The sequence below is a fragment of the Arcicella gelida genome (assembly GCF_034931025.1).
Lineage (GTDB): Bacteria > Bacteroidota > Bacteroidia > Cytophagales > Spirosomataceae > Arcicella > Arcicella gelida.
This window is the reverse complement of sequence record NZ_JAYGIL010000005.1, coordinates 52,621-69,256: the sequence shown is the minus strand read 5'-3', so window position 1 is coordinate 69,256 and position 16,636 is coordinate 52,621. Positions and strand designations below refer to the sequence as shown.

General features: G+C 35.9%; 10 protein-coding genes. 6 read left to right on the top strand and 4 right to left on the bottom strand.

Annotated features, from left to right (window positions below; genetic code table 11):
* Positions 1-54 precede the first annotated feature (54 nt).
* Entirely contained in the window at positions 55-1,818 is a 1,764-nt protein-coding gene (locus VB776_RS05385) for an ABC transporter ATP-binding protein (protein ID WP_323326769.1), read from the top strand.
* A 46-nt stretch (positions 1,819-1,864) separates the two neighbouring features.
* On the opposite strand, the gene smpB is transcribed toward VB776_RS05385, so the two are convergent.
* The 4 genes from smpB to VB776_RS05365 form a co-directional block, all read right to left on the bottom strand.
* On the bottom strand, positions 1,865-2,320 hold the full coding sequence (smpB, locus tag VB776_RS05380; RefSeq protein WP_184137047.1) for an SsrA-binding protein SmpB: 456 nt from the start codon (positions 2,318-2,320) through the stop codon (positions 1,865-1,867).
* A 123-nt stretch (positions 2,321-2,443) separates the two neighbouring features.
* Complete coding sequence (locus VB776_RS05375) at positions 2,444-3,043, bottom strand: OmpH family outer membrane protein (RefSeq protein ID WP_323326767.1); 600 nt, start codon at positions 3,041-3,043, stop codon at positions 2,444-2,446.
* Between the two features lie 246 nt (positions 3,044-3,289).
* Entirely contained in the window at positions 3,290-3,700 is a 411-nt protein-coding gene (locus VB776_RS05370; RefSeq protein ID WP_323326765.1) for a hypothetical protein, read from the bottom strand.
* A 33-nt stretch (positions 3,701-3,733) separates the two neighbouring features.
* Positions 3,734-6,175, bottom strand: coding sequence for a penicillin acylase family protein (locus VB776_RS05365; RefSeq protein ID WP_323326763.1), 2,442 nt, complete (start codon positions 6,173-6,175; stop codon positions 3,734-3,736).
* Between the two features lie 714 nt (positions 6,176-6,889).
* On the opposite strand from VB776_RS05365, the gene VB776_RS05360 reads away from it, so the two are divergent.
* From VB776_RS05360 to VB776_RS05340, 5 genes are all read left to right on the top strand, one after another.
* Positions 6,890-8,149 carry an efflux RND transporter periplasmic adaptor subunit gene (locus VB776_RS05360; protein ID WP_323326761.1) on the top strand — a complete coding sequence of 420 codons (1,260 nt, stop codon included), beginning with the start codon at positions 6,890-6,892 and terminating at the stop codon, positions 8,147-8,149.
* 144 nt (positions 8,150-8,293) lie between these two features.
* Positions 8,294-8,971, top strand: coding sequence for an ABC transporter ATP-binding protein (locus VB776_RS05355; protein ID WP_323326760.1), 678 nt, complete (start codon positions 8,294-8,296; stop codon positions 8,969-8,971).
* 137 nt (positions 8,972-9,108) lie between these two features.
* Positions 9,109-11,505 (top strand): ABC transporter permease, encoded by a 2,397-nt coding sequence (locus VB776_RS05350; RefSeq protein WP_323326758.1) that lies wholly within the window; start codon positions 9,109-9,111, stop codon positions 11,503-11,505.
* A 106-nt stretch (positions 11,506-11,611) separates the two neighbouring features.
* Positions 11,612-13,990, top strand: a complete 2,379-nt coding sequence (locus VB776_RS05345) for an ABC transporter permease (protein ID WP_323326756.1) — start codon at positions 11,612-11,614, stop codon at positions 13,988-13,990.
* A 124-nt stretch (positions 13,991-14,114) separates the two neighbouring features.
* Positions 14,115-16,499 (top strand): ABC transporter permease, encoded by a 2,385-nt coding sequence (locus tag VB776_RS05340; protein ID WP_323326753.1) that lies wholly within the window; start codon positions 14,115-14,117, stop codon positions 16,497-16,499.
* Positions 16,500-16,636: the final 137 nt, after the last annotated feature.

The window sequence follows — 16,636 nt, the reverse complement described above, 5'->3', positions numbered from 1 at the left end:
TTATTTTTTGAGCTTTGGGTTAATAAGTAGTCTTTAATTCAGCAAATTATCCACATGAAAATACTTTACCGTTACCTCAAAAAATACCAAACCACTGTTTTGGGAGCATTGCTCTTAGCTGCCATCAATCAAATCTTTTCATTACTTGACCCTTTCATTTTCCGAAAAATCATTGATGATGTAGCAACCGTTTATCGTTCTGATAATCACACCATTCAAGAATTTCTTTATGCCATTTTGCCACTTTCTGGTGCTTCAATCGGAGTAGCTTTTGTGAGTAGAGTCGCTAAAAATTTTCAAGATTATTTCATCAGTACTGTTACTCAACGAGTTGGAGCGCAAATTTATGCCGATGGCATTAGTCACTCGCTTGAATTACCTTATGAATCTTTTGAAGATCAACGTTCTGGTGAAACTTTAGGTAAATTACAAAAAGTAAGAGTTGATGTTGAAAAACTAATTTCTGTCGGAATCAATATTCTTTTCCAATCGGTCATTGCTTTGATATTTATCTCGGTTTATGCCTTTTCGGTTCATTGGATGATTCTGCCTTTATTCTTAGTAACTGGACCACTCATTGCTTGGATTAGCTCGGTTTTGAGTAAAAAAATTAAAACCATTCAAATTCAAATTGTAAAAGAGTCAACAGGTTTGGCAGGTTCTACGACAGAATCTTTACGCAATATAGAATTGGTAAAATCATTAGGTTTAGCCAAACAAGAAATTGCACAGCTCAATGCTACCACGCAAAAAATCTTAGCACTCGAACTCAAAAAAGTACGTTATGTTCGTTCGATGTCTTTTGTGCAAGGCACTTGTGTAAACTTCATTCGTGCTTTGATGGTGTTGGTGCTAATCTATTTGATTTACGAAAACAAAATCACCATCGGTGAATTTTATTCATTAAATATTTACTCTTTCTTCCTTTTTGGACCTTTACAAGAAATTGGAAACGTAGTAAATACTTATCGTGAAGCAGAAGTTTCATTACAGAATTTTGAAGATATTTTTAAAATTCCTGTAGAAGTAAAACCAACAAATCCATATCCCGTTATCAGCATTGACTCTTTGGCATTTGAAGACGTTAAATTCCGTCATCAATCTGCAAATAAAGATGCTCTTCGCAAGATTTCTTTTGAAGCTAAAAAAGGTGAAACCATTGCTTTTGTTGGTCCATCAGGTTCAGGCAAATCTACTTTAGTGAAGTTATTAGTAGGTTTATATAGTCCGAAAGAAGGTAAAATACTTTTTAATGGACATAACTATAATGAAATTGATTTCGACCAATTACGTGAACGTATTGGGTTTGTAACGCAAGATACTCAACTGTTTTCAGGAACAATTCGTGAGAATTTATTATTCGTGAATCCATCAGCAACGGATGAACAATGTTTGGACGTACTAAAAAAAGCGGCTTGCAATACGCTATTAGAACGTGCCGACAAAGGACTCGACAGTGTTATTGGAGAAGGTGGCGTAAAAGTATCAGGTGGTGAAAAACAACGTTTAAGTATCGCCAGAGCTTTATTGCGTAACCCAAATTTATTGGTATTTGATGAAGCTACTTCATCTTTGGATTCTTTAACGGAAGAAGAAATTTCAGAAACTATCCGTGAAGTATCAGAAGGACATACACATCTTACCATCGTGATTGCCCACAGGCTTTCAACGATTATGCACGCCGATAAGATTTTTGTATTAGAGAAAGGTAGAATTGTAGAGAATGGCTCGCATACTGAACTACTCGACAACAAAGGTTTGTATTATGCGATGTGGAGACAACAAGTAGGTGAAAAAGAATCTATTGAACTAGAATAAAAAATTGAATCAGTGATTTAATATGGAACGTATTAAATCACTGATTTTATTCACGTTCCATACTTCTTTTTACATCTTTTTCTTTGATAGAATCACGCTTATCGTATAGTTTTTTACCTTTTGCCAAAGCAATATCTATCTTCGCAAAACCTCTATCAGAAATATACATTCTTGTTGGAACAATGGTTAAACCTTGGTCTTTCAATTTATTCTGTAATTTCTTAATCTCTTTTTTGGTCAATAATAATTTGCGGTCTCTGAGTGGCTCGTGGTTATAATGTGTTCCTTCGTTGTACTTAGAAATATTCATTTGTCGGATGTACAATTCCTCATTTAAGAACAAGCAATAAGCATCCGTCAAATTTACTTTTCCTTGACGAATCGACTTAATTTCTGTTCCCATCAACATTACTCCTGCCGAGAATTTTTCAATAAAAAAGTACTCGAACGATGCCCTTCTGTTTTTAATTTCTATATTTTTTTCAATACTTTCCTTTGCCATCTTGATATAGTTTAAGCTGTTTTTGAAAATTGTAGGGAGAATTCTTGCTAAAAAAAGCCATACAGTAAATCTGTACGGCTTTTTCTTTGACAAAATTATAAAAACTTTGAAGAATAATTCTAATTATTTCTTTTCAGGTCCTTTTTTCTCAGCATATTCTTTGTTTAAGCCTTCAATGATTTCTTTTGTTCTGTCAGCACTATCGTCAGCAAAAAGAATTCCACCGCCACTCAAAGTATAACCTAAAACGAATTCAAACTTGTTTTCAGCATTATGCTTTTTGATGTATTCACGAATGTTAGCATACAATTCTTGCATTTTTTTGCCTTGTTCTTCGGCTAAAGCTGCTTGTTTTTGTTGGCTGTACTGCTGTAATTCAGAACCTTTTTTCTTCAACATCATGTCAGCAGCTTGTAAATCTGCTTGCGTCATTGTTTGAGCTCTTTGTTGAATTGCTTGTAATTCACTTTGTAAGCCTCTTTCACGTTGACCTAAATCTACTTGTAAACGGTAGCCCTTATTTTCAAATTCTTTTTGAGCATCCTTATAAAATTGATAGTTTGCCAATAATGAATCTGTATTGACATAAACTGTTTTCTTTTCGCCACTAGCAGCTGATGTTGAAGAACTAGCAGCAGCGGTTTCCTTGTTGGCAGATTTATCACACGAGAAACATCCAATTGCTAATAAGCCACTGCACAAGATTAGGGATAATTTTTTCATTTCAGTTAAAGCCCCTGCCCCAAGGGATAATTTTTGAATTATGTTTGTCTTCGGTTGGGGTATTTAGAAGATAAAAATTTAACAAATATACTAAATTTGTGGCAATTTGAAAATGAAGTATTCAGCAGAACATCATACTGAAAATCAAATAGTTAATACCAAAAAGTACCTATAACAATAAGTTATTTAATTGTTAAGAAGTTACAATTTAAGTGCTTTCATTCATTTTCAAAGCCTTCGTGCCAATTATTTATTGAGTGAACTTCTCACTAAGTAACCACTCATGCCTGCAAAACCACCTACTAAACCGCCAATCAATACGGTAATAACGATTAAAAGACCAGCGTTTCCATTCAAAGGTAAAATACTTGCAATTTTGGTAGAAAGTATTCCATCTGTAGCAATATGATAATATAAAGTTACCAAAAGCCAAAGCATTGCAATGCCTCCTGCTCCTTTTCGGAAGGCTTCTCCGCTAGATTTTGCCTGTAAATAACAGGCTGTAAAAGACGCTAATGCAATTACCCACCAATCGAAAAAGTATTGGCTCACGAAAGCCAACATGATAATAATTGAGGTAAGTGGACTAAAAAATGCTGAAACTAATTTTCCTAAAAAAGTACTTTCTTTATTTGTTGTTGATATATTATTTGTCATTTTGATGTCTGATTTGAATTTAAAATTATGTCCTTACTTCGTTAGCTTGATTGTCTTTTTGATTCTTGCCGACTTCTCGTTTTTATTTTGTAGGAACAATAACTCATTGAGTTTTCCTTGTCGCCAAGTTTCAACCATATCATCATAATGCGGACTGCCCGGATTTCCCGATTGCCCGCCGGGAATTACTCCGTACCCTTTCACAGCATTATTTTTCCCTAATTGTATAATCATTCTCCAAGATGGTCCTGTGCGTTCGGTTGTAGCATTGACAATCCCTGTTCCTCCGCCAATGTTCACGTTCATTTTACTGAAAGCATCCAAACCAGGAATTAAATGTTTGATGTCGGTAGATTTATAATTTGCCCAAGCCCAAGTATCGCCCATATCGGCTTTTTGCCATTTTGTTAAACTATCCAAAGTAGCGATTAAGGAAGTACTCGCTAATTCTTCCAATGTTTCTACTTTGTTTTTTGTATTTACATTATCAAACCATTTTGCAGTTGGTTCTTGCTTGATTAATTGAATGGTTTTATCCAAAGATGGATACTTCATGGGAATATTTTCATCGTAAGCAAATTCATCTTTCCAGATAGATTCATACAATAAATTCGACCATGTTTCAAAAATCGTTGGTGCTATTTCGGCTACATCATTTTGCTTGTTCCAAGTTTGTAACACTTTTATGGCTTTGGCTTGTTTGGCTGTTGGTGCTTTTATCAAGCTGATTAATTTATCTAAAATACCAGCCGCTTTAAGGTTATAATTATCATTTTGCAAAGCTCTTAAACTATCAACCGTAATTTTACTCATGCCTTCTAAACGCTGATTGATGCGTCTGCCACGTTCTGATGCCGCAAATTCCCAATTGATATAATATGGATAACTTGGGTCGGTAGATGACTGATTGGCTGAACTCACAAAACCTCTCGCTGGATTTTTCACATGCGGATTCTGTGCATGAGGAATAAATCCTTGCCAATCTGCCATTTTATCAGTGCCATCTAAAATGTATTTTCCTTGTAATTTCGCTTTCAAAGGGAATTTACCATTTACCCAAAGTGCAATATCGTCTTGATTACTCGCAAAGACAAAATTCTGTGCTGGAGCAGCGTAGAAGCTCAAAGCTTTTACATAATCATCATAATTTTTAGCACGATTTAGCTGATAGAAAGTCGTTAATTCTTGAGATTTATCATGTGCAATCCATCTAAGTGCATGACCCGTCGGAATATTTTTCTTGAATGGTTTTTCATTATCTAAATATACAATTGGTCCATGATGCGTAAACAAAACAGTATCTAACACAACATCTCCATTCTTCATAATATATCTTTCAGGACGCTTAGTAATCTTTTTCCATTGTCCGTCGTGCCAATACTCATTCATTTTGGCATCTTTAAACTTTACTTCATACCAGTCAACAATATCCGCCCCAACATTGGTTACTCCCCATGCGATGTCCTTATTAAAACCACTAATTACATTCGGAGTACCCGGCATGGTAGCACCATAAACATTCACATTTGGACCAACCAATTGCATTTGATACCAAATAGAAGGAAGACTTAAAGTAAGATGTGGGTCGTTTGCTAAAAGTGGTAAACCCGAAGCAGATTTACTTCCACTAACTGCCCAGTTGTTTGAACCAATGCCTTTGTCACGTTCGGTACTAGCTTTCATACTTCCAATTCCTACAAAGTCAGCAGGTGCTTTTGGTATAGGTAGTGGCGTAAAATCTTGTGGTGTTCCAGTTGGAATAATCGGGCTTTCTTCAAAAGGATAATTCGGAAAAAGTTCTTCGGCTACTTCTCTGCCATATTTTCTCAAGATATTCGTCATGCGTAAATCGTCTGTGCCAGAAGCTAATACGAAAGACATATTTTTCAGAAACAAAGCACTTTTAATAGGCGTCCAACGCTCTGGCTGATAACCCAACAATTTATATTCTACGGGTAATGTCCTTACTTTTAGCTGGTCGATATAAGCATTCACTCCTTCTGAATAAGCCTCTAAAGCTACTTTCGACTGCGGGTCTTCCATCATGCCTGCCAAAGATTTCTCCGCACCATATACTGCCCCCATTCTTCGGTTATACTTGTCAGATTCTAAGGCTTTTTCACCCACAATTTCCGTCAATCTACCTGCGGCATAATGTGTTTGAAATTCCATTTGCCAAAGTCTGTCTTTCGCCGTAACATATCCTTGAGCCAAGTATAAATCATGGTCGTTATTGGCAAAAATATGCGGAATGCCTAGTTCATCGTATTCAATCGTTACTTCATCTTGCAAACCTGCTAATTGTAAAGAACCCTGAACAGGTTTATCGCTCAAAGGTTTTTCGGCATTAACCCAAAAACCAGTAAAAGGACTCAGAAAACGCCCAAAGGCAGGAGCTGTTCCCCAACCTCTATTAAGTGCATAACATAAAGCAATAGTGAAAGCAAGCGAGGCAATGGCTTTAGAATATTTCATTGAAATCAGTGAATGTTAGTTTGACGATAATTGCACTAATTTAGAGAAATTTTATATTAAACATAGCTCCGCATGGAAATAAAGGAAGGAATCTTGATAGAGAGTTAATCTTGGATGATTTTTCAATAATTAAGCGAGGCATTAAAAGGATAAAATCTTCCTCCTTTTTTAGGAAAGTTGGGGTAAAAAGAGGAAAATTTTATCCTTTTTTTGAGAAAATTGGTACTTAAAGTATCAACATTCCTTCTTTTTTGCGGGAAATTGCGGTATTAAGTAACAAACTCTCTATTCAACTTCGGATAATTGCGGTTTTAGGTGGCAATTTTGCTTTTCAAAGTATCAACGTTCCTGTTTCAAGTGACAATTATGCTTGTTTTTTGCGGGAAATTGCGGTTTTAACTAAGATTATTCGATTAGTGAAATAAAACACTCTTTCAATAATCAGGCTTCTATTGGGTTGGGCTGCCATACAATTGATTAATCTATTCCCTGTCATTTCCTTTGCATTACTATCTCTTCCAAAAACACCAATTATTCTTTGTTCATTTCCGAACAAAAAGTGTATCGTTTCCGAACACTTCTTTAAGAAAAATTCAATCAAATATCTAATTATCAACAACTTAACTTTTTGGCATTATCTTGTTAATAAATCATGCAAAACAGAATGGATAATTGATGAAACACATCTAATCTTATTAAATTAATTTCAATACAATGGATAGAGTAATCGAAAAAAAGAAATGGTCAGTGAAACGCATTCTTCCTTGGGTTGGTGGCGTAGCAGTAATTGGACTGATTGCAGCAAGTTATTTCAATACCACAGGCAATAGCAAACTGAATGTGGAGGAAGATAAAATTATGATTTCGGAAGTAAGCAAAGGAAGCTTTCAGGAATTTATTCCAGTAAACGGAATTGTGATGCCTATCCAAACCATTTACTTAGATGCCCTTGAAGGCGGAAGAGTTGAAGAATTATATGTAGAAGATGGTGCTATTGTAAAGAAAGAACAACCGCTATTAAAACTATCGAATACCGACCTTGAATTGGACTTAGCAAACCGTGAAACTTCTGTTTTTCAGTTGATTACGCAAATGCAATACACGCAAAATTTGGCTCGTGAAAACACCATTCGTCAACAAGCTAGTTTAGCGGATATTGATAATGCTTTGGTTGAAGCCAAAAGAGTTTATGAATTAAATAACCGTTTGCATAAAGAAAAAGTAATCTCTGAACAAGACTATAAATCATCTCTAAACCTATATAACTATAACGTTAGACGTAAATCGCTGATTGAAAAAACCTTGAAACAAGATTCAATCACAACGGCAACACAATTAACACAAATGAAAGAAACCGTTGCACGCACACAAGAAACCTTGAAATTGATGCGTAAAAAGGCTTCTGATTTAGTAGTGAAAGCTCCAGTGGCGGGTCAGCTTACTTCAAGAAATGCTGAAATCGGTGAAAACAAAGTACGTGGCGTAAGATTAGGACAAATTGATGTTCTCAGCGGTTTTAAAGTGCGTGCTGATATTGATGAACATTATATCGCCAGAGTATTCATTGGCTTAATGGGTGAATTTACTATTTCGGATAAGACTTACAAACTGCGTGTTAAAAAGGTTTACTCACAAGTAACAAACGGACGCTTCCAAGTAGATATGGAATTTGTAGGAACACCACCAAGTGATATTCGTCGTGGACAAACACTTCAAGTTCGTCTTTCATTAAGCGACCAAACACAAGCGGTTTTATTGGCAAAAGGTGGTTTTTATCAACAAACTGGCGGCAACTGGATTTTCAAAGTAGGTGAAAACGGACAAAAGGCGTATAAAGTTGACATTCAGTTAGGTCGCCAAAATCCTGAGTTTTATGAAGTATTAGAAGGCTTAAAACCAGGCGATAAAGTAGTGACTTCAAGCTATGAAAATTATGGAGATATGCAGGAGTTGGTGATTAAGAAAACACCCTAAATCCAATTTTCATCAATAGGGATGGACTTAAGTCCATCCCTATTGATGAAAATTGGAGAACTATATTTTAAAATCTAAACTAAAGATATTCACTCATAAACAAACGCATCCCTTGCGTTCTCCTCGGAGGTTAGGGTATTTAACATGCTTAAAATAACAGACTTAGAAAAAATTTACCGTACCGAAGACATCGAAACGGTTGCTTTAAATAAACTTTCTTTAGAAGTAAAGAAAGGTGAATTTGTAGCCATCATGGGACCTTCTGGTTGTGGTAAATCTACTTTATTGAACATTATCGGAATGTTGGACGATGCCGAAAAAGGTAGCTTTATGTTCAATGGTGAAGAGATTATCCACTTCAATGAACGTCGCCGTGCCGACCTCCGCAAACGTAATATTGGTTTTGTGTTCCAATCTTTCAACTTGATTGACGAACTAACGGTGTATGAAAATGTAGAATTGCCATTATTGTACTTGGGCGTAGATGCCACCGAACGCAAACAAAGAGTAGAAGCAGTTTTAGAAAAAGTACAAATCATGCACCGTAGAAACCACTTTCCACAACAATTATCGGGTGGTCAACAACAACGTTGTGCGGTAGCTCGTGCCGTAGTAAACACGCCAAAATTAATCTTAGCCGATGAGCCAACAGGTAATTTGGATTCTACAAATGGTAACGAAGTAATGCAGTTATTGACAGAATTGAATGAAGCAGGAACGACAGTAATCATGGTAACACACTCTGAACACGACGCACGCTTCGCCCACAGAATCATTCGTTTATTGGATGGAAAAGTGGTGATGGAGAATATTTTGGGATAAAATCTTTTAGCTGTGAGCGGTAAGCTATGAGCTTTTTTTGATTTAGCCCAAGAACAATTCAATTTCAGCAAAAGCTAAAATCTCAAGGCTGATAGCTCATAGCTCACAGCTAAACAACCATTAAAACCTTTAAAACTATGCTAATCAATTACATAAAAATAGCTTTTCGTAACCTTTTGAGGAACAAAAGTTACGCTTTTATCAACATAGCAGGTTTGTCTTTAGGGCTTACCTGCGCCATGTTGATTTTTGCTTTAGTTCGCTACCATTTTAATATTGATAAACATCACAGTAAATATGAAAATACTTACAGAATCGTAAGTGAGTTTGTTTCGAGAGAAGGTGGTGAAAATTTTCATTCTCCGGGTGTTCCTTATCCTTTGGGAAAAGCCGTTTTGACGGATTATCCTAATATTGAAAACCTCTCGATGACTGAATTGGCAGAAAATTATTTTGAGGCAATTCTTTCTAAAAATGGAGAAGACAAAAAATTTAAAGAAACAGGCGAAGGTGCTTTTGTAGAGCCTTCATTCTTTAAAATCTTTGACTACGAATGGATTCAAGGTGGTTTTGAAGAGTTAAAAAATCCTAATACAGTTGTTATCAGCGAAAAAAATGCGTTGAAATACTTCGGTTCTACTGATGTTATCGGAAAAATCATCAAACACGATGGTCGCTTGAACCTTAAAGTTGTTGGCGTTTTCAAAGATTATAAAGACAATACCGACTTTGCCTACGAAGTAATGCCTTCTTATGCCAGTTTGAAAGAATATTATGGTACTATCAACGATAATTTCGGAAGCACGAATAGCAGTACTCGTTGTGTAGTTTCATTAAATGATAAATTTACCAAAGCTAATTGGGACAAACTAATGCCTGCTTTTGTAAAAAAATATCGTCCACAAGAAGCAAAATATATTCACTATGTGATGCAGCCATTGAAAGAAATTCACTTTTCAGAAGACTACGGCGGCATCAACAAAAACCTAATTTTATCACTCTTTGCCATTGGTATTTTCTTGATTATCACTGCCAGTATCAACTTCGTCAATTTAGCAACGGCTCAGGCTTTGAAACGTTCTAAAGAAGTAGGTGTTCGCAAGGTTTTGGGAAGTTCTAAAGCTCAATTATTCTGGCAATTTATGGCAGAAACAGCCATGATTACGATTGCCTCTTTGTTGATTTCAATTGTATTATTCCAATTCGGAGAGAAAATCGCACGTGAGTACTTGAACGGAGCGTTCCAATTTACTTTCTATTTCGATGCCTCTGTTATCTTTTATGTTACGCTTATTATTCTTGCCGTTATCGTACTTTCTGGAGCGTACCCAGCTTTGGTTTTGGCAGGTTTTCAGCCTGTAATGGCACTGAAAGGCAAAATTTCAACACAACAAGTAGGCGGTTTTTCTGTAAGAAGAAGTTTGGTTGTAGTTCAGTTTGCCATTTCACAAATGCTGATTATTGGCATGGCGGTAGTAACAAGCCAATTATCGTATTTTCAAAATAAAGATTTAGGATTCAAAAAAGAATCTATCCTAACCATTAGTCTTCCTTTTATGCCGAAGCAAGATGTTGTAAAAATGAATACATTCAAGAATTTGGCTTCGGCTGTTCCTGATGTAGAAAAAATCAGTTTTTCAATGTCTGGTCCACCACAATCTGGTTGGGTAAATAGCACAAGTTTAAGATTTGATAATCGTGGAGAAGACGAAAAATGGAGTACTCATATCAAAAGCATTGACGCTAATTATTTAGATTTATATGGTATCAAATTGGTAGCAGGCAGAAACCTTTTCCCTTCTGATTCTATCAGAGAAGTAGTTGTCAATGAAGCTTTTGCCCAAAAACTTAACTTCAAAGATCCCGCAAAAATTATTGGTAAGAAAATGGAAGCAAGAGGCAGAAATGTAGAAATCGTAGGCGTAGTAAAAGACTTTCACCAGCAGTCACTCGCCCAAACGATTGAACCTTTATACATGACAACCTTAGCTACCAATTATTATTATGTGAATGTTAAATTACGTTCGGCTAATTTTCAAAAAGTAATTAAATCTTTAGAAAAAAGCTTCAATCAAGTATATCCTGAAAGTTATTTCAACCACCAATTTGTGGATGAAGCCATTCAACAAGCCTATCAAGAAGAAGAAACGATGGGCAAGCTGATCAACTTCTTTGCATTAGTTGCCATTCTGATTGGTTGTTTGGGACTTTACGGTTTGGTGTCGTTTATGGCAGCACAAAAAACCAAAGAAATCGGTATCAGAAAAGTATTAGGAGCAAGTATTGGCAATATTTTAATGATGTTCGGGAAAGAGTTTGCCCAACTTATCATCATTGCTTTTGTGATTGCTGCACCTGCTGCTTGGTGGATTATGAACGCTTGGTTACAGAATTACGAGTACAGAATCAGCATTGGGGCAGGGATTTTCTTACTTTCTATTGCTACAACGATACTCATTGCCAGCATTACGGTAGGTTACCGTTCGGTTCGTGCATCCTTGGCAAATCCCGTAAAAAGTTTAAGAACAGAATGATTTTTGAGTTGGGAGCTTTGAGTGCGGAGTGAGGAGTAAATTTTCCAAAACCCAAAATCCTTTAGTCTTTAAGTCCTTTAGTCTCCAACCCTAAAACCTAAAAAACATGTTAAAGAATTATTTCAAAATTGCACTAAGAACCTTGTTGAGAAACAAAGCTTTCTCGGCTATCAATATTATTGGTCTTTCGGTAGGAATGGCTGTTGCAATGCTTATTGGGCTTTGGATTTTCGATGAAATTTCTTTCGATAAATATCATCAAAAATACGACCGTCTGGCACAAGTAATGCAAAACCAAACTTGGAATGGTGTTACTGGTTCGCAAACGGCAATGCCTTTACCTTTAGCACCTGAACTAAGAGCTAAATACTCTGGAGATTTCAAAAATGTAGTTTTGTCATCTTGGACTTTTGAACACGTTTTATCAGTCGGCGATAGAAAATTCACTAAAACAGGAAATTTTGTAGAACCGAAGTTTCCAGAAATGTTTACTTTCAAAATGTTGAAGGGTTCTGAAAAAGGCTTGAAAGACCCCTACTCTATTCTTATTTCTGAGTCTGTTGCTACCGCTTTGTTTGGGAACGCTGACCCAATGAATAAAGTAGTGAAAGTAGATAACAAAACCGATGTTAAAGTAACAGGTGTTTATGAAGATTTACCACATAATACCAGCTTGAACGAAGTGACTTTTGTTTTGCCTTGGGATATGTACTTGGCTACCGAAAATTGGGTAAAAAACTCACAAGATCAATGGAATAATAATTCATTCCAAACTTTTGCCGAATTGAATCCAAATGCTGATTTTGATAAAGTATCTGCAAAAATCAGATTAGTAAAATTCAACCACGACAAGCAAGATGCAGCAAAACCAATGGTTTTCTTGCATCCGATGAGCAAATGGCATTTATATTCTGAATTCAAAGATGGCAAAATCGCTGGCGGACGTATTCAGTTTGTGTGGTTATTTGGCATTATTGGCGTGTTTGTGCTTTTGTTGGCTTGTATCAATTTCATGAATTTAAGTACCGCTCGTTCAGAAAAACGTGCGAAAGAAGTTGGCGTTCGTAAAGCAATTGGTTCGGTTCGTTCACAATTAATTACACAATTTTTAAGTGAATCTTTACTGATTGTCGTTTTTGCCTTTATCCTTACGCTCGTATTGGTAACGCTTACTTTGCCTTGGTTCAATGAATTATCAGATAAAAAAATGTCTATTCTTTGGGCAAATCCATACTTCTGGATTATCAGTATTTCATTCTCATTGATTACAGGCTTGGTTTCTGGAAGTTATCCAGCATTTTATTTATCCTCTTTCGACCCAATCCGTGTACTCAAAGGAACGTTTCGTGTGGGAAGATTTGCCGCCGTTCCACGTAAAGTATTGGTAGTAATTCAGTTTACGGTTTCGGTTACTTTAATCATCGGAACGATTATCGTTTACCGCCAAATTCAACATGCCAAAAACAGACCCATTGGTTATAGTCGTGATGGATTGATTGCTATCACCATTAATACTCCCGAATTAGTAGGTCATTACGATGCCCTTAGAAGTGATTTATTAAAAACGGGAGCAGTATATGAAATGTCGCAGTCATCAAGCCCAACAACGGCAGTTTATTCCAATCAAATTGGTTTTAATTGGGAAGGAAAAGATCCAAATCTACAAGCACTTTTCGGAGTAATTGCTGTTTCCCATGATTATGCAAAATCGGTAGGTTGGCAATTTGTAGAAGGTAGAGATTTTTCAAGAAGTTTTGCTACCGATACTTCTGCAATGATTTTGAACGAGGCTGCCGCAAAATTTATTGGTTTCAAAAAAACAGCAGGACAAAATATTAATTGGAACGATAAAAATTATCGTATTGTAGGCGTAATTAAAAATATGGTGATGGAATCGCCTTATGAGCCTATTAAACCAACGATATTTTTTATCAATTATGGCTGGGCAAATATTATTAACATCAAGTTAAATCCTGCTATGAGTGCCTCCGCTTCTTTGGAAAAAGTAGGAGATGTATTCAGAAAATATAATCCGGGAAGTCCGTTCGATTACAAATTTGCCGACGACCAATATGCTTTAAAATTCAGCGGAGAAGAACGCATTGGCAAATTGGCTACTTTCTTTGCTTGCTTGGCAATTTTCATTTCTTGTTTGGGCATTTTTGGTTTGGCATCTTTCACGGCTGAACAACGTACTAAAGAAATTGGTGTCAGAAAAGTATTAGGTGCTTCAATATTCAATTTATGGCAATTACTTTCTAAAGACTTTGTGATGTTAGTCATGATTTCATTCTTAATCGCCACGCCAATTGCTTATTACTTTATGAATGGCTGGTTGAAAAACTATGAGTATCGCTCAGAAATTTCATGGTGGATTTTCGGAATATCGGGCTTAGGTGCACTGGTTATTACTTTACTAACCGTAAGTTATCAAGCCGTAAAAGCCGCTTCAGCTAATCCTGTGAAGAGTTTAAGAACAGAATGATTTTTGAGTTGGGAGTTTTGAGTGCAGAGTGAGGAGTAAATTTTTCACCGAAAGTCAAAACTCCAAATTCCTTTAGCCCTATAGTCTTTTGTCTTGTTTCTAAAATCTTAAAGTCTCAAAAATCATGTTCAGAAACTATCTAAAAATAGCCTTCCGAAACCTTACTCGCAATAAGGTTTATTCGTTCATCAACATTGGTGGATTGGCAGTTGGTATGGCTGTAGCTATGCTGATTGGGCTTTGGATATGGGATGAACTGAGCTTTAATAAATACCATAAAAACCATGACCGCATTGCTAAAGTAATGCAACACATTAGCAATAATGGTGAAATACAAACAAGGGAAAGTGTGCCATATCCCTTAGCAGAAGACCTTAGAAAAAACTATGGAAGCGATTTTAAGCATGTAGTGCTTTGTATGAGTGATGTCTGGAATGTATTAAGCTATGGTAATAATAAGTTTCTGAAAATAGGTAATTATTTTGAACCTGAGGGTATAGAAATGCTTGGGGTGAATATACTGAAAGGGTCTCGTGAGAGTTTAAAAGACCCTTATTCTATTATGTTATCGGCATCGGTAGCTAAAGCTCTTTTTGGTAATACTGACCCAATCAATAAGATTATTAAAATGGATAACCAGTATGCTGTAAAAGTTACTGGTGTTTACGAAGACTTCCCTAGCAATTCTAGTTTTCATTCGGTTACATTTATTGCTCCGTATAAATTATTTTATAATCGCTATACATGGGTTAAAACAATGTATGACCCTTGGCGAGCAAATGCCTTTCAAATTTATGTTCAAATTGCTGACAATGCTGATTTTGATAAAGTATCTTTTAGAATAAAAGACGCAAAACTAAAAAAGGTAAATGCTGAACTAGCTAAATTAAAACCAACGCTATTTCTACAACCGATGAGTAAATGGCATTTGTATTCTGAATTTAAAGATGGTTTTAACATTGGTGGACGCATTCAGTATGTTTGGCTTTTCGGTATCATTGGCATATTTGTGCTGTTATTGGCTTGTATCAATTTCATGAATTTAAGTACTGCCCGAAGCGAAAAAAGAGCCAAAGAAGTAGGTGTCCGTAAAGCTATTGGGTCGGCTCGTAGCCAATTGATTGCTCAGTTCTTTAGTGAATCATTTTTAGTGGTTACTTTGGCATTTATATTATCGTTGTTCTTAGTACAATTATGCTTACCGTTCTTCAACGAATTGGCGGATAAAAACATTAATATCCTATGGACAAACCCTTTGTTTTGGTTAGTAGGTATAAGTTTCAGCTTATTTACTGGGTTAATTGCGGCTACATATCCTGCCTTTTATCTTTCTTCATTTCAGCCTGTTAAAGTACTAAAAGGCTCTTTCAGGGTTGGTAGGTTTGCTTCAATGCCACGCAAGGTTTTGGTTGTTATGCAGTTTACGGTATCAATCACTTTAATTATTGGTACAATTGTAGTTTTTCGTCAAATACAGTATGCTAAAAACAGACCCATTGGTTATGAAACAAACGGACTGGTGTCTTTACCACAAGCCATTAATGAAATTCATAAACATTTTGATGTGGTAAAAGACGAACTACTAAAAACAGGAGCAGTGGTTAGTCTTTGTGAAACGTCTGCTCCTACTACCGAAAACTGGTCATCAAGTACCGAGTTCAGCTGGCCTGGCAAAGACCCTAATTTATTAGCAGAAGTACCTATTATTGGCATTTCGTATGATTATGGTAAAACCATAGGCTGGCAAATGAAAGAAGGACGAGACTTTTCTAAGGCATTTCCTTCAGATTCTGCAAAAGTAATCTTGAATGAAACGGCTGTAAAATTGATGGGATTAAAACAACCAATTGGTAAAACTATCTCTTGGTTTCAGCAACCTTTTACTGTAATTGGCGTAGTGAAAGATGTAATTATGCAATCGCCTTATGAACAAGTAAAACCTACTGTATATACTTTTTCGAAGGATGATGTGGCTTATATTCTCGCTAAAATAAACCCACAAATAAGTGCTACAACTGCTTTAAGCAGAATAGAAAGTGTTTTTAAAAAGTATAATCCTTCACAACCTTTCGACTATAATTTTGTGGATGAAGAATATGCAAAAAAATTCGATAATGAAGAGCGAATCAGCAAATTAGCAACCTTCTTTGCCATCCTTGCTATATTCATTTCATGCTTAGGGCTTTTTGGTTTGGCTTCTTTTGTAGCTGAACAACGTACCAAAGAAATTGGTATCAGAAAAATATTGGGTGCTACCGTCTTTAATTTATGGCAATTGTTATCAAAAGATTTTGTGGTTTTAGTATTACTTGCCTTTTTGATTGCTACTCCTATCTCCTATTATTTTATGAATAATTGGATTCAAAACTATACTTATCATACCGATATTACTTGGTGGATTTTTGCCTTAACTGGTATCGGAGCTTTGTTAATTACTTTGATAACAGTTAGTTTTCAATCAATTAAATCAGCTTTGATGAATCCTGTAAAGAGTTTACGAACAGAATGAGTTGATTTTGGATTTGGGATGTCGGATTTGGGATTTTGAAAAATTCACCGAAACCCGAAATCTCAAATCCAAAATCCTTTAGTCTTTTAGTCCTTTAGTCTTTTAGTCCTTTAGTCCTTTAGTCCTTTAGTCCTTTA